15 protein-coding genes and 1 riboswitch are annotated in these 19,342 nt (G+C 71.4%); of the genes, 6 read left to right on the forward strand and 9 right to left on the reverse strand.

What is annotated here, in order from left to right; all coding sequences use genetic code 11:
• Positions 1-73: 73 nt before the first annotated feature.
• Positions 74-1,156 (forward strand): DNA integrity scanning diadenylate cyclase DisA, encoded by a 1,083-nt coding sequence (gene disA / locus E1300_RS02660; RefSeq protein ID WP_131755240.1) that lies wholly within the window; start codon positions 74-76, stop codon positions 1,154-1,156.
• 63 nt (positions 1,157-1,219) lie between these two features.
• Positions 1,220-2,092, forward strand: coding sequence for an iron-sulfur binding domain-containing protein (locus E1300_RS02665; protein ID WP_131755241.1), 873 nt, complete (start codon positions 1,220-1,222; stop codon positions 2,090-2,092).
• Between the two features lie 9 nt (positions 2,093-2,101).
• On the opposite strand, the gene E1300_RS02670 is transcribed toward E1300_RS02665, so the two are convergent.
• A complete protein-coding gene (locus E1300_RS02670) occupies positions 2,102-3,226 on the reverse strand; it encodes an NADAR family protein (RefSeq protein WP_131755344.1) in 1,125 nt (374 codons plus the stop codon).
• A gap of 78 nt (positions 3,227-3,304) precedes the next feature.
• Here E1300_RS02670 and add point away from each other — a divergent pair, with 78 nt between their 5' ends.
• Entirely contained in the window at positions 3,305-4,282 is a 978-nt protein-coding gene (gene add / locus E1300_RS02675; protein ID WP_131755242.1) for an adenosine deaminase, read from the forward strand.
• A gap of 823 nt (positions 4,283-5,105) precedes the next feature.
• On the opposite strand, the gene E1300_RS02680 is transcribed toward add, so the two are convergent.
• The 6 genes from E1300_RS02680 to E1300_RS02705 form a co-directional block, all read right to left on the reverse strand.
• Complete coding sequence (locus E1300_RS02680) at positions 5,106-5,603, reverse strand: ArsR family transcriptional regulator (RefSeq protein WP_131755243.1); 498 nt, start codon at positions 5,601-5,603, stop codon at positions 5,106-5,108.
• A 660-nt stretch (positions 5,604-6,263) separates the two neighbouring features.
• The gene (locus E1300_RS02685) at positions 6,264-8,777 is read right to left on the reverse strand and encodes an ATP-dependent Clp protease ATP-binding subunit (protein WP_131755244.1); all 2,514 of its coding nucleotides are present in this window, start codon (positions 8,775-8,777) and stop codon (positions 6,264-6,266) included.
• 382 nt (positions 8,778-9,159) lie between these two features.
• On the reverse strand, positions 9,160-9,483 hold the full coding sequence (locus E1300_RS02690) for a histone-like nucleoid-structuring protein Lsr2 (protein WP_131755245.1): 324 nt from the start codon (positions 9,481-9,483) through the stop codon (positions 9,160-9,162).
• A gap of 1,238 nt (positions 9,484-10,721) precedes the next feature.
• Complete coding sequence (locus E1300_RS02695; RefSeq protein WP_131755246.1) at positions 10,722-11,450, reverse strand: RDD family protein; 729 nt, start codon at positions 11,448-11,450, stop codon at positions 10,722-10,724.
• Positions 11,451-11,457: 7 nt separating this feature from the next.
• Positions 11,458-12,291, reverse strand: coding sequence for an RDD family protein (locus E1300_RS02700; RefSeq protein WP_131755247.1), 834 nt, complete (start codon positions 12,289-12,291; stop codon positions 11,458-11,460).
• Positions 12,292-12,295: 4 nt separating this feature from the next.
• Positions 12,296-12,817 (reverse strand): amino-acid N-acetyltransferase, encoded by a 522-nt coding sequence (locus E1300_RS02705; protein WP_370784340.1) that lies wholly within the window; start codon positions 12,815-12,817, stop codon positions 12,296-12,298.
• Between the two features lie 293 nt (positions 12,818-13,110).
• Positions 13,111-13,300, forward strand: a riboswitch (cyclic di-AMP (ydaO/yuaA leader).
• Positions 13,301-13,390: 90 nt separating this feature from the next.
• Here E1300_RS02705 and E1300_RS02710 point away from each other — a divergent pair.
• The gene (locus E1300_RS02710) at positions 13,391-14,323 is read left to right on the forward strand and encodes an NlpC/P60 family protein (protein ID WP_165502648.1); all 933 of its coding nucleotides are present in this window, start codon (positions 13,391-13,393) and stop codon (positions 14,321-14,323) included.
• Between the two features lie 323 nt (positions 14,324-14,646).
• Here the strand turns inward: E1300_RS02710 and E1300_RS02715 are convergent, their stop codons facing one another.
• Entirely contained in the window at positions 14,647-14,877 is a 231-nt protein-coding gene (locus E1300_RS02715) for a LuxR C-terminal-related transcriptional regulator (RefSeq protein WP_131755249.1), read from the reverse strand.
• 166 nt (positions 14,878-15,043) lie between these two features.
• On the opposite strand from E1300_RS02715, the gene E1300_RS02720 reads away from it, so the two are divergent.
• Both E1300_RS02720 and E1300_RS02725 read left to right on the forward strand, forming a co-directional pair.
• Complete coding sequence (locus E1300_RS02720) at positions 15,044-16,459, forward strand: LacI family DNA-binding transcriptional regulator (protein WP_131755250.1); 1,416 nt, start codon at positions 15,044-15,046, stop codon at positions 16,457-16,459.
• Positions 16,460-16,519: 60 nt separating this feature from the next.
• Entirely contained in the window at positions 16,520-17,818 is a 1,299-nt protein-coding gene (locus E1300_RS02725) for a cytochrome P450 (RefSeq protein ID WP_131755251.1), read from the forward strand.
• Here the strand turns inward: E1300_RS02725 and lysX are convergent.
• Positions 17,802-19,259, reverse strand: coding sequence for a bifunctional lysylphosphatidylglycerol synthetase/lysine--tRNA ligase LysX (lysX, locus tag E1300_RS02730; protein WP_242618917.1), 1,458 nt, complete (start codon positions 19,257-19,259; stop codon positions 17,802-17,804). The genes E1300_RS02725 and lysX overlap by 17 nt on opposite strands.
• Positions 19,260-19,342: the final 83 nt, after the last annotated feature.

The raw sequence follows: 19,342 nt of genomic DNA on the forward strand, positions 1-19,342 counted from the left end.
TGCGACCAGGGGAGGAACCAGGCCGCGAGCCGCCTCGGTAAACTGACGCCGTCCAGCGACCTCCGGGGGCCAGGTGCCAGCACACGACAAGGGTCATGACGAACGACGCCGCGCCACACTCGCCGCGGTGGCCCCGGGCACCCAGATCCGGGACGGCCTCGAGCGCATCCTGCGCGGCCACACCGGCGGGCTGATCGTGCTCGGCTACGACAAGCCGGTCGAGGACCTGTGCACGGGCGGTTTCGAGCTCGACGTGGAGTTCTCCGCGACGCGACTGCGCGAGCTCGCCAAGATGGACGGCGCGATCGTCCTCGACGGCAGCCACAGCCGCATCGTGCGGGCCGCCGTCCACCTCGTGCCGGACTCGACGATCCCGACCGAGGAGTCGGGGACGCGGCACCGCACCGCGGAGCGCGTCGCCCGCCAGACCGGCTATCCGGTCATCTCGGTCAGCCAGTCGATGCACATCATCGCGCTGTACCTCGACGGCATCCGCTACGTCCTGGAGGACTCGGCGGCGATCCTGTCGAAGGCCAACCAGGCGCTCGCGACGCTGGAGCGCTATAAGCTCCGGCTCGACGAGGTGGCGGGCACGCTGTCCGCGCTGGAGATCGAGGACCTCGTCACCGTGCGGGACGTCAGCGCGGTCGTGCAGCGGCTGGAGATGGTCCGCCGCATCGCCGACGAGATCGAGGGCTACGTCGTCGAGCTCGGCACCGACGGGCGGCTGCTGTCCCTGCAACTGGACGAGCTGGTGTCCGGCGTGGACGCCGACCGCGAGCTGATCGTCCGCGACTACCCGTCCGCCGACACGCGGGCGCGCGGCGTGGCCTCGATCCTCGCGGCGCTCGACGTGCTGTCGGCGAACGAGCTGCTCGACCTGTCGACGGTCGCGGAGGTCATGGGCTTCGCCGGCCCGGACGCCCTGGACCTGCCCGTCAGCCCGAAGGGCTTCCGGCTGCTGGCCAAGGTGCCCCGGCTGCCGAGCATGGTCGTCGAGCGGCTCGTCGAGCACTTCGGCGGGCTGCAGAAGCTGCTGGCCGCCAGCATCGACGATCTCCAGGCGGTGGGCGGCGTCGGCGAGTCCCGCGCGCGGAGCGTCCGGGAGGGCCTGTCGCGGCTGGCCGAGTCGTCGATCCTGGAACGTTACGTCTGACGCTCCCCGGCCGCCGTGACCGCCGACGTACCGGCCCGGTGCGTGCCACAATGGCGATCCGACATGAACTCCACCTTCACCGAGCCGATCCTCGACTGGTACGACGCCAACGCCCGCGACCTCCCCTGGCGGGCGGCCGACGCCACCCCGTGGGGCGTCCTGGTCAGCGAGATCATGCTCCAGCAGACGCCGGTGTCCCGTGTCCTGCCCGTGTGGCGGGAGTGGATGGCCCGCTGGCCCACGCCCGCGGCGCTGGCGGCCGAGCCGTCCGGGGAGGCCGTCCGCGCGTGGGGGCGCCTCGGCTACCCGCGCCGCGCCCTGCGGCTGCACGAGAGCGCCCGCGCGATCACCGAACGCCACGGCGGCGAGGTCCCCTCGTCCCATGAGGAGCTCCTCGCCCTGCCCGGCATCGGCTCCTACACGGCGGCCGCCGTCGCCAGCTTCGCGTTCCGGCAGCGGCACGCCGTCCTCGACACCAACGTCCGCCGCGTGCTGTCGCGGCTGGTCGGCGGCGTGGAGTACCCGCCGAAGAGCCAGACCCGCGCCGAGGTCCGCGTCGCGGAGGACCTGCTGCCGCTCGACCCGCCGACCGCCGCCCGCTGGGCCGTCGCGGTCATGGAGCTGGGCGCGCTGGTCTGCACCGCGCGCTCGCCCCGCTGCGTGGACTGCCCCGTCCTCGACCAGTGCGCCTGGCACCTGAACGGACGTCCCGCCTACGACGGTCCGCCCCGGCGCGGCCAGACCTACGCGGGCACCGACCGCCAGTGCCGCGGACGCATCCTCGCCGTCCTGCGCGAGGCCGACGGGCCGGTAGAGAAGCCCGCCCTCGACATCGTCTGGTCGGACGCCGTCCAGCGTGAACGCGCCTTGGACGCCCTCATCGCGGACGGCCTCGTGGATCCCCTCCAGGACGGCCGCTACGCCCTGCCCGCCTGACGAACGGCGTCAAGGCACCGGAATGTCGGCGTACTCGGCGCGGATCTCGGAGCGGATGAGTTCCAGCAGCCGGCCGACCCAGTTCCGCCCCTTCTCCCCGGCCGTGACCCAATGCTCGGACTCCATGCCCGTGTAGGCGAAGGGGGCGTCGCGGGTGCCGAGGAGGATGTCCGCCAGCTCCGGATGCTGGGCGAACTTGGCGCGGAGAAGGCCCGCCATCACGGCGGTGCGCGCCCCGGCCCAGCCCTCGACGCGCTCGGCGCCCTCCGCGAGCTTTCTAGCGTCGGACGGCCGCGAGGCTAGCCGGATGGACTCGCGGACTCCGGCGTCCGCGGTGGACAGCGCCCAGTACGCATGCGTCACGGACGGGTAGACCGTGGTCCCGACACGGATCGGCGCCGGGTACTCGTTCTGCAGCGCCACGATGCCCGCCACCTCGGGCGGCCCCTGCGGGAAGACCCGTCCTCCGAGATGGACGGTCCCCGCAGCGGGCTCGAGCGGATCGTCCGCAGGCCGCCGCTTCGCGTACTCCTCGTGGACGCGGTCGCGCTCGGCGAAGTACTCCAGAGCCCAGGCGCGCATGTCCTCGGTGACGGCCTCGTCCTGGTCCTGGAACCAGCCGCCGATCGGCCGCTCCCCGATGTCGGTGCAGAGGTACACCAGCGGACGGTCCTTCTGGTCCATGTCGCCGAGCGCGTAGTGCCGCTTGTGCTCGGGAATCGCCAGGTACGCCTCGCGCAGTGCGCGCCGGTCCGCCTCCTCGCGCGTCTCCAGATAGCGGTCGAGGACGGCCATGCACCGGTCCGTGGAGTCGGGCCGGCCGTTCAGCGTCTCGATGTCGTCGGCGACCTCGCCGAGCAGCATCCCGGCCGTCAGGCCGAAGCGCGGCTGGGCGGCCTTCCAGCGCCCCAGCTCGAAGGCGCTGATCTCCGCGCCCTCCGGCACCTCCGTCACGACCCAGCCCGCGTCGAGCTTCTCGCGCAGCCCGTCCAGGTCCACCCACTCCCAGCAGTGGATCGCCCCGTCCGCGTACACCAGCAGGTTCGTGAGGTGGTACGACACGTTGTGGATGAAGATGGGGCGGGCCACGCCCTCGATGCGCCGACCGTCCTCGATGCGGTGGATCCGGTTCATCACGTTGATCACGATAGCTGCCGGACGGCGGCGAAAACGGGTGGTCTCCCGCGCCGGCCGGACCGTACCGTACGGCCCGTGCGCGATCTGCTGAAGCTGCCCAAGGCCCACCTGCACGTCCACCTGGAGAGCACGATCCGCTGGGACACACTCCGGGAGATCGGCTCCGCCAACGGCGTGGACGTCCCGGACGGCGAAGGGCCCCTCGGCGGCTTCGGCGCCTTCTTCGCCCAGAACGAACTGGTGCGCGCCTGCCTGCGTCGCCCGGACGACTTCCGCCGGATGGCCTACGAGTTCTGCGAGGACGAGGCCGCCCAAGGCACCCGCTACGCCGAGGCGTCGTTCACCGCCGCCGCGCACGGCGAGCGGCTCGGCGATCTCGACATGCCGCTGACCGCCGTCCGCGAAGGCCTGGACGCCGGACATGCGGCCTTCGGCATCGAGGTGCGGCTGCTCCTCGACCACTCCCGGCGCCGTCCGGTCGAACGGGCCTGGCGGACCCTCGACCTCGCCAAGCGCCACGACGGCGTGGTCGCCGTCGGCCTCGCGGGCGACGAGACGTTCCCCGGCGACCCGTTCACCGCGGTGTTCGAGGCCGCCCGCGACGCGGGGCTGCACGTCGTCCACCACGCCGGCGAGGCCGCGGGCGCCGCGAGCATCCGGCAGGCCCTCGACACCGGCCGCACCGAGCGCCTCGGGCACGGCATCCGCGTCCTGGACGACCCGGACCTCGTCGCCGAGGTACGGGAGCGGCGCATCCCGCTGGAGGTGTGCCCCTCATCCAACGTCGCGCTCGGGTTCGCCCCGTCGCTCGCCGAGCACCCGCTGCCCAGGCTCCGCGACGCGGGCCTCGTCGTGACGATCAACACCGACATCCCGGCCCTGATCGGCACGCCCCTGGCCACGGAGTACGCCCGCGTCCGCGACACGTTCGGCTACGACGACACCGCCCTCGCCACCCTGGCCCGCGCCGGAGTGGACGCCTCCTTCGCCCCCACCCCGACCAAGAAACGCCTACACCAGGAGATCACCACCTGGCTGACCCCAACCCAATAACACCGCCCCTCACCACCCTCGGCCCCCCTCTCCCGCGCCATTTCAAGACACCGCAAGTCGCCCCAACCGCCTCCCACCCACTCGACGTCCCCCACAAACTCCGGTGACCGACGTCCCCCGCAGACCGGACGGTCGACGTCCCACCCAGACCCCCGCGCTCGACCTCCCGCGCAAACCCCCGCGCCCGGCGTCCCACCCCGACCGAACGGGCAGCGCCCCGCGCAGGCTCCGGCGGGCGGCGCTCCGCGCAGGCCCCGGCGGTTGGCTTCCCACACAGGCCCCTACCATCGACGCCCCGCCCAGGCCGGCGAAGCCTCCGCTCGCGAGGCAGCGTCCCTTCCGCACCCCGGGCAGCGGACTCTGTTGCGTGTGAGCCGACCGTCAACTGCGCTCAGCGTCCCACGCGGCCCCTGGCGTCGGCCTCCCGCGCAGACCCCGGCGATCGCGTCTCACGCAGACCCCTGCGATCGACGTCCCACGCAGACCAAACGGTCGGCGCCCCGCGCAGCCCCGTGCAGTCGGCCTCCCGCGCAGGCCGGGCGATCGGCGCCCCGCGCAGCTCTCTGCGCCTGGCCTCCCGCCCAGGCCCCGACGGTCGACGTCCTGCGCGGACCCCGCGCTCGGCGTCCAGCCCAGACCGAACGGGGGCGTCCCGCGCAGGCTCCGATGGTCGGCGTTCCGCGCACCCCCGTGCGGCCGGCCTCCCACGCAAGCCCTGCGGCCGGTGTCCCGCGCAGGGCGGACGGGCGGCCTCCCGCGCAGACCCTGCGGACGGTGTTCCGCGTAGGTTCCTTTTCGCGGGACGCTTGGCGGTGCTAGGGGATCATTCCAGGGGCCGTGGAGGGGACGGGTGGACCTGGAAGAGGGTGCTCGCTCGGATCTCGCGGAGGAACGGGTCGGTGTCGTCTCGCCATCGCGCGGGTGCCCGGACCACGGGGTGGACGGGCAGGCCGAGGCGTGCGGCGGCCTCCTGCGCGGCGTCGAACGCGACCTCGGGCGCGGTGTGCCCGATGACGAGCACCTCTACGTCGACCGGCGGCTCGCCCGGGACGTCCGCGTACCGCTGCGCCCACGCGCCGAACAGGTGCACCTCGCGGACGGACGGCAGGTTCCCGAACTCCTCGGCGACCACAGCCGCAGGGCCGAACGTCAGCATGATCAGCCGGGCGAGCGGCTCGTAGAGCGGGCTGCCGGTGTCGCGGGTGACGACGCGTCCGGCGGACGTCCGGCGCAGCGCCAGCACGCCAGCACGGGCGAGCCGCTCGACCTCGCGGATGACGGTGCCGAGGTCGGTACGCAGCATCACCGCGAGATCGAGCATGGTGATCTCCCTCGGCGGACCGAGCAGCAGCCGCGCGAGCAGCTCTCCCTGCGACCGCGAGCGGAGGATGGGTAACTGCGGCGGCGCGGGTCTCCGTATGTCGCGCAGAAACGTGCGCGGGACGGCGCCACTCGCCGGCCGTCTACGTTGTCCCCAATGCCGGAAATCCGCCGTCGCGCCCACCGCATTCGATCGCATGTTCGAATACTATGAGGCGCCTCCGACAATCCCGGAGACCGCCGAAGATGCCCGAACGCGATCGACTCGATCGGGAAGCGCAGATGACGGCGGGCCCGCGCGTACAAAGTCCGCCGTCCGGTATGCGCAAGAGCCCGCCGTCCGGTATGCGCGAGAGCCCGCCGCCCGGCATGTGGTAGGCCCATCGCCGGGCATGTGGTGGGCCCATCGCCGGGCATGTGCTGGGCCCACCGCCCGGCATGTGCTGGGGCCGCCGCCCGGCATGTGGTGGGCCCGCTGTTCCGTAGGCGGGAGAGGCTCTGTCGGGATGTGGGACGGGTCGCTGTCCTGTGGGTGGCGCCCTTGGGGGGTGTGGGTGCTGGTGTGAGCGGGACGAGGGCCTGTGCGGATGCGGAAGGGCCCGCACCGGCTGGTGTCGGTGCGGGCCCTTACTCGCTGGACCTCTGGGGCCTCGTCGGGCGGTCAGTCCTTGTTGAAGTTGACCGCGCCCTCGATGGGCGGCGGGCTGTCGGGCACGGTGGACGGCTTCGGCACACCCTTGAAGGTGAACTTGGCCTCCTCGCCGGTGCCCTGGGTGCCCACGATGACGATCTGCCCGGGCTTGAGCTCGTTGTACAGGATCTTCTCGGACAGGTTGTCTTCGATCTCCCGCTGGATCGTGCGGCGCAGCGGACGGGCGCCGAGGACGGGGTCGTAGCCCCGCTCGGCGAGCAGGTCCTTGGCCTCCTGCCGCAGCTCGATGCCCATGTCGCGGTCCTTCAGCCGCTCGTCCACCTTGGCGATCATCAGATCCACGATCTGGATGATCTCCTTGGGGGTGAGCTGGTGGAAGACCACCGTGTCGTCCACGCGGTTGAGGAACTCGGGACGGAAGTGCTGCTTGAGCTCCTCCGACACCTTGGCCTTCATCCGCTCGTAGGAGCCCTGGTCGTCGTTGGTGCGGGCGAAGCCCATCGAGACGCCCTTGGAGATGTCCTTGGAGCCGAGGTTCGTCGTCATGATGATGACGGTGTTCTTGAAGTCCACGACCCGGCCCTGGGCGTCGGTCAGGCGACCGTCCTCCAGGATCTGCAACAGGCTGTTGAAGATGTCGGGGTGGGCCTTCTCGATCTCGTCGAACAGGACGACGGAGAACGGCTTGCGGCGGACCTTCTCGGTGAGCTGGCCGCCCTCCTCGTACCCGACGTAGCCGGGCGGGGAGCCGAACAGCCGCGAGACGGTGTGCTTCTCCATGAACTCGGACATGTCGAGCTGGATCAGCGCGTCCTCGTCGCCGAACAGGAACTCCGCCAGCGTCTTGGACAGCTCGGTCTTACCGACGCCGGACGGGCCGGCGAAGATGAACGAGCCGCCGGGGCGCTTGGGGTCCTTCAGGCCGGCGCGGGTGCGCCGGATCGACTGGGAGAGCGCCCGGATGGCGTCCTCCTGGCCGATGACCCGCTTGTGGAGCTCGTCCTCCATGCGGAGCAGGCGGGTGCTCTCCTCCTCGGTGAGCTTGAAGACCGGGATGCCGGTGGCGGTGGCGAGGACCTCGGCGATGAGCTCGTCGGTGACCTCGGCCACGACGTCCATGTCGCCGGCCTTCCACTCCTTCTCCCGCTGCGCCTTCTGGCCCAGCAGCTGCTTCTCGGAGTCGCGGAGCGCGGCGGCCTTCTCGAAGTCCTGCGCGTCGATCGCGGACTCCTTCTCGCGCCGGACGTCGGCGATCTTCTCGTCGTACTCGCGCAGGTCCGGCGGCGCGGTCATCCGGCGGATGCGCATCCGCGAACCGGCCTCGTCGATGAGGTCGATCGCCTTGTCGGGCAGGAACCGGTCGCTGATGTAGCGGTCGGCGAGCTGCGCGGCCGCGACCAGCGCGCTGTCGGTGATCGACACGCGGTGGTGCGCCTCGTAGCGGTCCCGCAGGCCCTTGAGGATCTCGATGGTGTGGCTGAGCGAGGGCTCGGCCACCTGGATCGGCTGGAAGCGGCGCTCCAGCGCGGCGTCCTTCTCCAGGTGCTTGCGGTACTCGTCCAGCGTGGTGGCGCCGATGGTCTGCAGCTCGCCGCGGGCCAGCATCGGCTTGAGGATGCTGGCGGCGTCGATCGCGCCCTCGGCGGCGCCCGCGCCGACGAGCGTGTGCAGCTCGTCGATGAACAGGATGATGTCGCCGCGGGTGCGGATCTCCTTGAGCACCTTCTTCAGGCGCTCCTCGAAGTCACCGCGGTAGCGCGACCCGGCGACCAGGGCGCCGAGGTCCAGGGTGTAGAGCTGCTTGTCCTTCAGCGTCTCGGGCACCTCGCCCTTGACGATCTTCTGGGCCAGGCCCTCGACGACGGCGGTCTTGCCGACGCCGGGCTCGCCCACCAGGACCGGGTTGTTCTTGGTCCGGCGGGACAGCACCTGCATGACCCGCTCGATCTCCTTGTCCCGGCCGATGACCGGGTCGAGCTTGCCCTCGCGTGCGGCCTGCGTCAGGTTGCGGCCGAACTGGTCGAGCACAAGGGAGGTGGACGGAGCCGACTCCGAGGGGCCGCCGGAGGCGGCCGGCTCCTTGCCCTGGTAGCCGTGCAGCAACTGGATGACCTGCTGGCGCACCCGGTTGAGGTCGGCGCCGAGCTTCACCAGGACCTGGGCGGCCACGCCCTCGCCCTCGCGGATCAGTCCCAGCAGGATGTGCTCGGTGCCGATGTAGTTGTGGCCCAGCTGCAGCGCCTCGCGCAGGGACAGCTCAAGGACCTTCTTGGCACGCGGAGTGAACGGGATGTGGCCCGACGGCGCCTGCTGGCCCTGGCCGATGATCTCCTCGACCTGCTGGCGCACCGCCTCAAGGCTGATACCCAGGCTCTCCAATGCCTTGGCAGCGACACCCTCACCCTCGTGGATCAGACCCAGGAGGATGTGCTCGGTGCCGATGTAGTTGTGGTTGAGCATCCTGGCCTCTTCCTGAGCCAGGACGACAACCCGCCGCGCGCGGTCGGTGAACCTCTCGAACATCTCGTCGCTCCTCACAGAGCGGTTGGGCAGAGTCCGGAACGTCCGGAACTGTCCTTCCGCATGCTAGCCCGCCCCGAGGAGGCCGCCCGGTGCACTCCCACCAGGAGACGTTCCCCAGCTAAGCGCTGTTCAGTCTCATCCAACTACCGCACCGGTGCGTCATGTTCCCGCTACGCCCCAAGCGAACGAGGGGTTTCCGCAGGTCGACCAGGGCGCGTCCGGGGGCCGCAGGTCGCGGGCGATGTCCGTCCCGCGGGCCCGGTCTACCTCGCCCCGCCCGCCGCCAATCATCCGTCCGCTACGCCACAAGCGAACGGATCGGCCGGGAGAAAGCGAACGGCCCGCCCCGCGAACGGAGACGGGCCGCCGACGGACCGACGGATCAGTTCGCCGCCTCGTACTGTTCGATCACGGTGGCCGGGATCCTGCCGCGCTCGTTGACCTTGATGCCATTGTTCTTGGCCCAGGCGCGGATCTCGGCGCTGCGCTCGCGGCTGGACGCGCCGCGCTGGCGGCGCCGCCGGGTCACGGTGCCGGCCTTGCGCGACTTCTCCACGAACGGCTGCAGAGAATCCCGCAGCTTCTTTGCGTTGGCGCCACTCAGGTCGATCTCGTAGGAGGCGCCGTCGATCGAGAACGCTACGGTCTCGTCCGCCTCGCCACCGTCGAGGTCGTCGACGAGAAGCACCTGAACCTTCTGTGCCATGAGGACAGACCTTTCGGCTGGAGCAAACTGCATTCGGTTGACAAAGATATACCGGACGGTCTGCCCATGACAATTCAACACTCACGATGAAGCTTCTCCGCGGCGGTAACTGCGGGTACCGAATCCGGCACGCGGACGCCGCCGGACCCGGCCGGCCCCCGCGCGCGGGGCGCGAATTGCCGCCCGGGCGGCGTCCGCGGAGGGGATTTCGGCGTGACCGACGTCACCGCTCACCGGCCCTGACCTGGGTCGTCGTTCCGGCATTGGCCCGGGTTTCGGGGGGGCCGGGCTTTCCGGGGGGTGAGCCACCGGCCGGAAAAGCGCCCGCCGGGGCCTTAACCGGCGGGGCATCACCGACCCCGCCGCCAACGATTAACCCTGACGTAACGGCACTAACCGGCCCACCGGGCAGGCGAATGCGCGGTCCGGCCCGGCGGGCGCCGCCCGCCGGGTGAGCAGCGCCTCCACCGGCGGATGTGGCTCGATAACGACGAGACGGCCGCCGGCGAAAATTGGTTGCCGCCGGCGCGTGACGGCAAGTCACGATCCGCCGCCGCCGCCGAACGCCGCCGACCTCCCGTCCCATCCCCAAATCAGAGGATAAGCGGCACAATCCCACTCCGCGGGCCCCTTCTTCAACCCCGCGTCCAAGATGCGAGCCGCGCGGCGCCGCGCCGAGCCCTCCCGCCCGGGGCGTGGACCGAAAGGTCCGTTCCAAGCGCAACGACGCCCCGACTGAGGCCAGTTCGCCGCCCCTAAGAAGCCGGTCCGTACGGTCCTGGGAAGCAACTCCCAAACCGGAGGGCACGTCCGGAGCTCGGCACATCCGCCCCGAATCCGCGCCCGCGGCCGGAACGGACCCGGCATTCACCGCTCCGCCCCGTTTCCCCGCCGGGGGCGCGGGCCTCCATATGACTCCTCCGGGCCGCTTGTCCGGGGCCTGCGGAAGTGGACCGTCCAACCGCGAAACCCCTACAGGACAAGGGAAAGCGCGAACTCGGCCTGGACATGGGCCGACCCCTGCGCGCACCCGCCCCGGATACGGACGGAACGACGGCGCGATGGCGAGGGCGGAGCCGCACCCCGCGCCGAGCGAACATGCGAGCGCCTGACATGAGCGATTTCGTCCCGCAATGCCTTCTACGGATCATCGGGCGTGCGAAGCTCAACTCGCGCCCGGGCTCCACACGACCCGGGCAAGGACACGGGCGCGCCGCGCAGAACCGGCTGGGCGCGGCCTAGAGGGGCGCTGAAGCGCCTGGAGATGGCTCGGCGGGGGAAGGCGGTCGTTTCACCACGAGGGTCCCTGCGAGCCTGTCGTGACCCGTCTGACGGCGTGCGCCCTCGTACATGAGGCCCGCGTTCACGACCCACAGGACACCGGCCACGAGACCGAGCACCGGGACGGGACGCACCGCGATCGGCAGCGCGTAGACCGCCGCGCGCAGCACGGACCGGAGGACGCCCAGCCCACCGCGCGTCGCCCCCTCAGCGGCCCTCTCCGGGGCGGACGACTCGCCGGTGGGCGCCTCCCCGGTGGGTGACTCCGCCGCGATCGCGTCGGCGGCGACGACCTCGATGCCGGCGAAGCGCTTGCCGAGCGTCCGTCCCCAGACGGCGAGCTGGACGGCCTCGTACAGCAGGAGGCACCCCGCCACGGCGGGCGGGGCCACGACGTCCACGTCGTGGCCGGAGACCAGCTCCCGGACGACGATGATGACGGGCAGCCCGACGATCAGCGTGTCGACGATGCGCGCCAGGAGACGCTGGCCCGGTTCCGCCAGCACCGCCGTCCCCAGCGCCGCTCCCGCGAGGCTCTCGTCCGCGCCGACTCCGTCCGTGGACGCCGTGCCGACCGGCGCCTCCTCGATGGGCGCCTCTGCGAGGGGCGCCTCCTCCGCAGGTGACGGGAGGTCGTCCTCGTCCCCGGGCTCCTGGGGGTTCCGCGCCTGCCGCGACGCCGCCATCGCCGCCTTACTCCGCGTACTCGGAGTACTCGCCGTCGCCGGCGCGCTCGTCGATGACGATGGTCCCGGCGAAGCGGTCATGGAGCGCCTGGTGGAGCGGCTGGTCCCAGATCGCCCACAGGTAGGCCATCAGCGCGCCTGCCCAGACGAGGAGCATCCCGTAGGCGGCGTAGCTCCAGACCATCACCGCGAGGACGAGGAAGAAGAAGACGCCGAGCTGGTAGGCGACGTGGGTGATCCCGGCGCGCCACACGGCCTGCGTCGTCGTCAGCGGGGCGCCGGCGGGGCGGACCTGGACGACGCCCAGGCCGAGGACGCGCTTGCCGAGCGTCCGTCCCCACATCGACAGCTGCACGGCCTCGTAGATGAACGGCAGGATCGACAGCACGCAGAAGAGCGTGAAGATGATCGGCCAGTTCCAGATGCCGCCCTCGTCGTCGGCCTTGCTGCCGGCCTTGCCCAGCCCGAGCACCCCGACCGTGACCGGCAGGACGAGCGCGAAGCCGAAGACCGCGACGAGGGCGTTGTCCATGAGGCGCGCGCCCGCGCGGCGGTAGATCGGGGCCAGCGGCAGGTCCGCCGGGTCGCCGGAGCCGCCGTACTGCTCGTACGGCTGCTCGTACGGCTGGTCATAGGACTGCCCGTAGGACTGGTCGTACGAGGGGTCCTGGGACGGCTGCTGCTGCCACTGGTCCTGCCGCGGCTGCTGCCACTGGCGCGCCGGCGGGGGGTTCTGCGAGGGCTGCTGCCACTGGGGACCTTGGTACGGGGGCGGCGGTCCGTAGGACCCCTGCCCCTGCGGGGGCTGGGAAGGCCGCCCGCGGTGGGGGGAATCGCTCATTGGGTCAGTCCTCCAGGCGAAGCAACATCCGGGTGTTGCCCAACGTATTCGGCTTGACCCGGTCGAGGTCCAGGAACTCTGCCACGCCTTCGTCGTAGGAGCGAAGAAGCTCCTCGTACACCTCTGGCGCCACCGGGGTCCCGAGGATCGGCTTGAAGCCGTGGCGCGCGAAGAACTCCACCTCAAAGGTAAGGCAGAAGACCCGCCGGACGCCGAGCTCGCGCGCGGTCCGCAGGAGCTGGGCGACGATCCGGTGGCCGATGCCGCGGCCGCCGTACCCCTTCTCCACCGCGACCGAGCGGACCTCGGCCAGGTCCTCCCACATCACGTGCAGGGCACCGCAGCCGATGACGGGTCCCGGGCCGCCCTTCTGGAGGTCCTCCGCGACCCAGAACTCCTGGACGTCCTCGTACAGGGTCACGGTGGACTTCTTGAGCATCCGCCGCCCCGAGCCCGCGTACAGGTCGACCAGCCTGCGGATCTCCGGCACGTCGGCGGTGCGAGCGCGCCTGACTACGACTTCCACAAACAGGCGAGATTATCGAAGACCGGCGCCCGGCCCGATGCCGGTGCCCGGCGCGGCGCGGCGGCGGCGTGGTGACGGGGCCGTACCGGTGACTAGACAGAAACGACTAGTCCACGTTCCGTATCGACGGAAAAGTGACGTCGTCCACACGCGTCGTGACGGGCGGAAGTGGTTCCTCCTCCACCAACGGACGTCTCGACCTGCCAATTCGCATGTTCTGGTTGGCATCCAATGCCGGTTCCGTTAGTGTCCTGCGCTGACGTCGGCCATCCGCACACCGGAGGCCGCACCGCCGAGTCCTCGGGCCGCAACCAGCGCCCCGCGGAGCCGGGGACCCACTTTCGGACCACTCAGGGGCAGCCCTGCGCGGGCTCCGTCAGGGGTGAATCCGCGGAGCGCGTGGGCCCATCCACGCGAGCCGCGGACGGGCTGCTCCGGCCCGAACCCGTCAGCTAACTCGGTAGGCGGACGAGGAGAGGAGAATTGGTGGAGCCACCGCGGCCTGCATCCTTTTCACGCCCCGCACGGGCACGGAACCGGCGGACGACCCGGCTCCGCGGCCGGGCGATCACCGTGGCCGGCGCTCTCGCCGCGCTGTCGCTCGCCCCGAACGCGCTCTCACCGCACACGGCCCACGCCGACCCGGAGCCCTCGACGAAGGAGCTCACCTCCCAGGCCACGAAGCTGGCCGACCAGCTTGAGCAGCTGACCGAGCAGTACAACGGCCTGAAGGTCAAGCTCCAGCAGTCGCAGCGGGCGGCCAAGGTCGCCACCGACAACGCCAAGCGCCAGGAGAAGGAGCTCAAGGGCATCCGCGAGAAGGTCGGCGCGCTCGCCGCCACGAGCTACATGCAGGGCAGCTCCGACCCGACCGTCTCCTTCGTCGCCTCGCAGGACCCGCAGGCCGTCCTCGACCAGGCGGCCACGCTCAACTACTTCGCCACCCAGGACAGCACGAAGGTGCTGGGGCTGATGCAGGCCATGCAGGCCGCCCAGCGCGCGCGCAAGGCCGCCGACGACCGGGCCCAGCAGGTGTCGCAGCTGCGCGGGCAGCTCGACGCGCAGCGCAAGAAGGTCAGCTCGGCGTACGAGAAGATCCGCGGCAAGATCGTCAAGCAGGACCCGTCCCAGCTCGCGAAGCTGCCCGTGATCGGCTCCGGCAAGGCCGCGCAGGCGCTCCGGCTCGCGATGAGCAAGATCGGCCGTCCGTACGTGTGGGGGGCCGCAGGCCCGAGCACCTTCGATTGCAGCGGCCTGACGATGTGGGCCTACAAGCAGGTGGGCATCAACCTGCCGCACTACACCGGCAGCCAGTGGAACGCCGGGACGCACGTGTCCGAGAGCGAGCTCCAGCCGGGCGACCTGGTGTTCTTCTACTCCGACCTGCACCACATGGGGATGTACGTGGGCGGCGGGAAGATGCTGCACGCGCCGCACACGGGCGACGTCGTGAAGATCGCGCCGATGGCGGGGCGTCCGTTCGCCGGCGGAGTCCGGGTCGCCTGACCCGTCGACCCGCGCCGGCGCCCGGGCTACGGGCGGGGGGCATCGGGTGGAGCGTGGACGGTTCGGACCGGATGGGCTGGGATGCACATCGTCCGGGCCGCCCTGACCCTCAGGTTGGGTTCTTCTCGTCGAACTGCGCTGGATGGGATTCGTGTCGGTGCGAACTACGTCCGCGGCGACGCCTGCTGCAGGGACCTACCTGTCAGGCCGGCGGCGCCGCCGCTGCGGGGTCGGACGGGGTTCGCATGAGTTCGGCCGCCTGTTGTCTCGGGTGACGCCCGCCGTCCCCTGACGGGCGATCGGTGCTGCTGGATGAGCCGCTGCTAGATGAGCTGCCTTCGGGCCGCCCACACCACGGCCTCGATAGGGGTGTTGACCTCCAGCCGGTCGCAGATCGTCCGCAACCGGCGGCGCAAGGTCCGCGCGCTCAGTTCCAGCTTGCGTGCCGCCACATCGGCGGTGACACCGCTGGCGATCTGGGCGAGCAGCCGAATCTCCTCGTCGCTGAGCCTCAGATCGTCGGTGCCACGTCGCAAGAGTGTGGCCTGTTCCACTCCGTCCTCCCTCGTCCGTGGTTGATGACCGCGGGGATGCAGCCGTCCGCTGCACAGGCACGGGTTGGGCCTCGATGCGTACGCGTTGGGTTGCCGGGTCCGGAGCCATCCGGACTTAGATCATCTGGTTCCTTCTCTGTCTCACGCGCTTGGCCGGAGGTGGCCGATGGGCCGATTGCGGGGTCGAGCGGGGGAACTCCGGGTGACGATTCACTCGTTGGCCGTCCGGACGTCGCGCTCCCGGTTCCGGGGCCGCCCACCAGCACGTGGACCGAACCGGGCTCGGGATGCGCTCCGCCGGGGACAGATCAAGATCGCCAGCCATCCCAACCCGCCCCCTCTCGAATTGGACTCAACTGATCTCGCCGCGGACGAAGATCGTGAATCGTTTCAAGCTACGCTTCGGCTCGGAACGCTAGGCGGCCGGATCCGGCCCGTCAAGCGCCGGTCAAGTGCCGTACGTGCTCGTTTGGTCGCACTGTGTGACCAGCGGTGCGAGGGCTGGATATGCAAAACTCCACTACCTGCGAGAACAGTCGCGGGGCGGACGAGGAGCGAGTTGCCACAGACCAGTATTCGAGAGGTCGCGAGGCGTGCCGGAGTCTCAGTTGGGACCGTTTCGAATGTCCTAAACCGGCCAGATCTCGTGGCCGAAGCGACCCGTGACCGCGTCCGCGCGGCGATCGAGGAGCTCGGATTCGTCCGGAACGAGTCCGCCCGACGGCTCCGGCAGGGCCGCGACCGCACCGCGGGCGAGTTCGGCGACGAGCCGCGGCGCGCCTTCGGCGTCGTCGTCGAGGACCTCGCCAACCCCTACGCGACGGAGGTCGTGCGGGGGGCCGAGCACGCGCTCAACGCCGCGGGGCACGACGCCCTCTGGCTGTCCAGCGACCGGTCCGCGGCCAAGGAGCGGCGCTCGCTGGAACTGCTGGAGGAGCAGAACACCGCCGGCGTGCTGATCATCCCGGTCGGGCTCCGCGCCGCCGACGTGACGCGGCTGCGCGCCGCGGGCCTCGCCGTGGTGCTGATCGACCACGGCGAGCTGGACGCGTGCGCGGCCCAGGTCGACCACGTCGCCGGCGGGGAGATCGCCGCCGCCCACCTGCTCGGCCTCGGCCGCGAGCGGATCCTGTTCGTGACGGGCAGCCCGGAGCCGCGCCCGTGCGTCGAGCGCCGCGACGGCGCCGCCCGCACGGTCGCGGAGGCGGGGTTCCGCAGGCCGGACACGCTCGTCCAGGAGGCGCTGAGCCCGGGCGAGGGGCAGGCCGCTGCGCAGCGCATCGTGCGGATGTCGCCGCTGCCGGACGGCGTGTTCTGCGCGAACGACCTGCTCGCCATCGGGCTGGTCAACGAGCTGACCCGGCTCGGGGTGCGGGTCCCGGAGGACATCGCGGTCGTCGGCTACGACGACATCGAGCTGGCCGCGAGCGCCGCCGTCCCGCTGACCACGATCCGCCAGCCGCGCCGCGAGCTGGGCTGGGAGGCGGCGGAGCTGGCCCTCGCCGAGATGCGCGAGGGCAAGGCGCACCAGCACCGGCAGGTCGTCCTCGCGCCCGAGCTGCGGATCCGCGAGTCCGCCTGACGGACCTCCGCCCGGTCGCCGCTATTGACATCGCATCTCAAATCGGGATGACTTGCCCCCATGGAGGAAGCGGCACGACCGGCCGTGCGGGCGGCGACGGACACGCCGCCCCCTGAGGCGGCTCCGGAGGCGGCCCCTCCAGCGGCTCCGGAGGCGGCTCCCGAGGCGGCGGCGATCCTCGGTTTCGACCCGTCCGATCCGGCGTTCCGCGCCGACCCCTACCCGCACTACCGGGCCCTCGCGGCGGGCGGGCGCCTGCGGAGGACGGCCGTCGGGCTGTGGGTCACCACGTCCTACGAGCTGTGCGAGCGGGTGCTGCGCGATCCCCGCTTCGGGCACAGGCCGCAGAACGGGGGTCTCTGGCGCGAGGCGCCCGTGCGGCGCCGCTCGTTCCTGACCCTCGACCCGCCGGACCACACGCGGCTCCGGCGGCTCGTCAGCAAGGCGTTCACGCCGCGGCTCGTGGAGCGGCTGCGGCCCCGGATCGAGGCCCTGGTGGACGAGCTGCTGGGCGGCGCGTCCGGCGAGACCGACCTGATCGCCGCGCTGGCGTACCCGCTGCCGGTCATCGTGATCAGCGAGATGCTCGGCGTCCCCGCGCGGGACCGCGACCTGTTCCGGGGCTGGTCCGACAGCCTCGCGCGCGGGCTCGACCCCGACTTCCTGCTGCCGGACGCGGAGATCACGCGGCGGGACGAGGCGCGCGCGGAGTTCGCGGCGTACTTCCGCGAGCTGGCGGCGCTGCGACGCGCGGAGCCGCGCGACGACCTGCTGAGCGCGCTCGTGGGCGTGTCGGACGGCGGCGACGTCCTCACGGAGGAGGAGCTGCTCGCGACGTGCGTGCTGCTGCTCGTCGCGGGCCACGAGACGACCGTCAACCTCATCGGGAACGGCGCGCTCGCGCTGCTGCGCGCCCCGGAGCACCTCGCGGCGGTCCGGAGCCGTCCGGAGGCCGTGCCCGCGGTCGTCGAGGAGTTGCTCCGCTACGACCCGCCCGTGCAGCTCACCCTGCGCGCGGCGCTGGAGGACGTCGAGCTGGACGGCACGCTCATCGAGGCGGGGCGGCTGGTCCTGCTGCTGACCGGCGCCGCCAACCGGGACCCGGCCGTGTTCGCCGACCCCGACCGGCTGGACCCGTTCCGCTACGCCGAGGGGCGGGACGCGCCACGCCACCTCGCGTTCGGCCACGGCATTCACTTCTGTCTAGGTGCGCCGCTCGCCCGGCTGGAGGGCGAGATCGCGCTCCGCAAGCTGTTCGAGCGGGACGTGGCGCTCGTCCCCGGGGAGCTCGCCTACCGCGACAACCTCGTGCTGCGCGGTCTGCGAGCCCTCCCGGTGACGCTCAGGCCTCCGGCTTGACGAGCGGGAACAGGATCGTGTCGCGGATGCCCTTGCCGGTGAACGCCATGATCATCCGGTCGATGCCGACGCCGACGCCGCCCGTCGGGGGCATCGCGTACTCCAGCGCGCGGAGGAAGTCCTCGTCGAGCTGCATGGCCTCGGGGTCGCCGCCCGCCGCGAGCAGCGACTGCTCGGTGAGCCGGCGGCGCTGCTCGATCGGGTCGACCAGCTCGGAGTAGGCGGTGCCGAGCTCCGTCCCGAAGCCGATGAGGTCCCACTTCTCGGTGAGCAGCGGCTCCGCGCGGTGCTGGCGGGTCAGCGGGGACGTCTCCAGCGGGTAGTCCATGACGAACGTCGGCTGGACGAGGGTGTGCTCGACCAGTTCCTCGAACACCTCCTGGACGAGCTTGCCCTGCCCCCACTTGGGGTCCCAGGAGACGCCGCGCGCGTCCGCGAGCTTGCGGACGGCCTCGATCGGCGTGTGCGGCGTGACCTCCTCGCCGAGCGCCTCCGACACCGCCCCGTACAGGGTGATGCGCGGCCACTCGGGCAGGCCGAGGTCGACCTCGACGTCGCCATGCCGGACCACGGTGGTGCCCAGGGCGGCCACGACGGCCTTCTGGTACATCCGCTGGGTCAGGTCGGCCATGTCGTTGTAGTCGAGGTAGGTGCCGTACGCCTCCAGCATCGTGAACTCCGGGTTGTGCGTGGAGTCCGCGCCCTCGTTCCGGAAGTTCCGGTTGATCTCGAAGACCTTCTCGATGCCGCCGACGACGAGCCGCTTGAGGTACAGCTCGATCGCGATGCGCAGGTAGAGGTCCAGGTCGTAGGCGTTGATGTGCGTCGTGAACGGGCGCGCCGCGGCCCCGCCGTGGACCGGCTGGAGCATCGGGGTCTCGACTTCGAGGTACCCCTCCTCGTGCCAGAAGTCCCGGGCCGCGCGGACGGTCGCGCTGCGGATCAGCGCCATCTTCCGGGCCTCGTCGTTGACGATCAGGTCGACGTAACGCTGCCGGACCCGCGCCTCGGGGTCGGTGAGCCCTGCGTGCTTGTCGGGCAGCGGCCGCAGGCACTTCGATGTGATCGCGAAGCGGTCGGCCATGACCGACAGCTCGCCGCGGCGGGACGTGATCACCTCGCCCTCGACGCCGATGTGGTCGCCGAGGTCGACCTCGCGCTTCCAGAAGTCGAGCTGCTCCTGCCCGACGTTGGCCAGCGACAGCATGATCTGGAGGTCGCCCGAGCCGTCCCGGATGGTGGCGAAGCACAGCTTGCCGGTGTTGCGGACGAGCATGACCCGACCGGTGACGCCGACCCGCTCGCCCGTCTCGGTGCCCGGCTCCAGGTCCGGGTGTTTCGCGCGGATCTCGGCGATCGTCGCCGTGCGCGGGAAGGTCACCGGGTAGGGGTCGATCCCGCTCTCGCGGAGCCGGTCGAGCTTCTCCCGGCGGACGCGCATCTGCTCCGGAAGGTCATCGAGGGTCTCGTCACTCACGGCCCAAGGCTACCGAGCCCGCCCGACCTCCCGCGCACCGGTTTTCG

The organism is Actinomadura fibrosa (genome assembly GCF_900659615.1).
GTDB classification, from domain to species: domain Bacteria; phylum Actinomycetota; class Actinomycetes; order Streptosporangiales; family Streptosporangiaceae; genus Spirillospora; species Spirillospora fibrosa.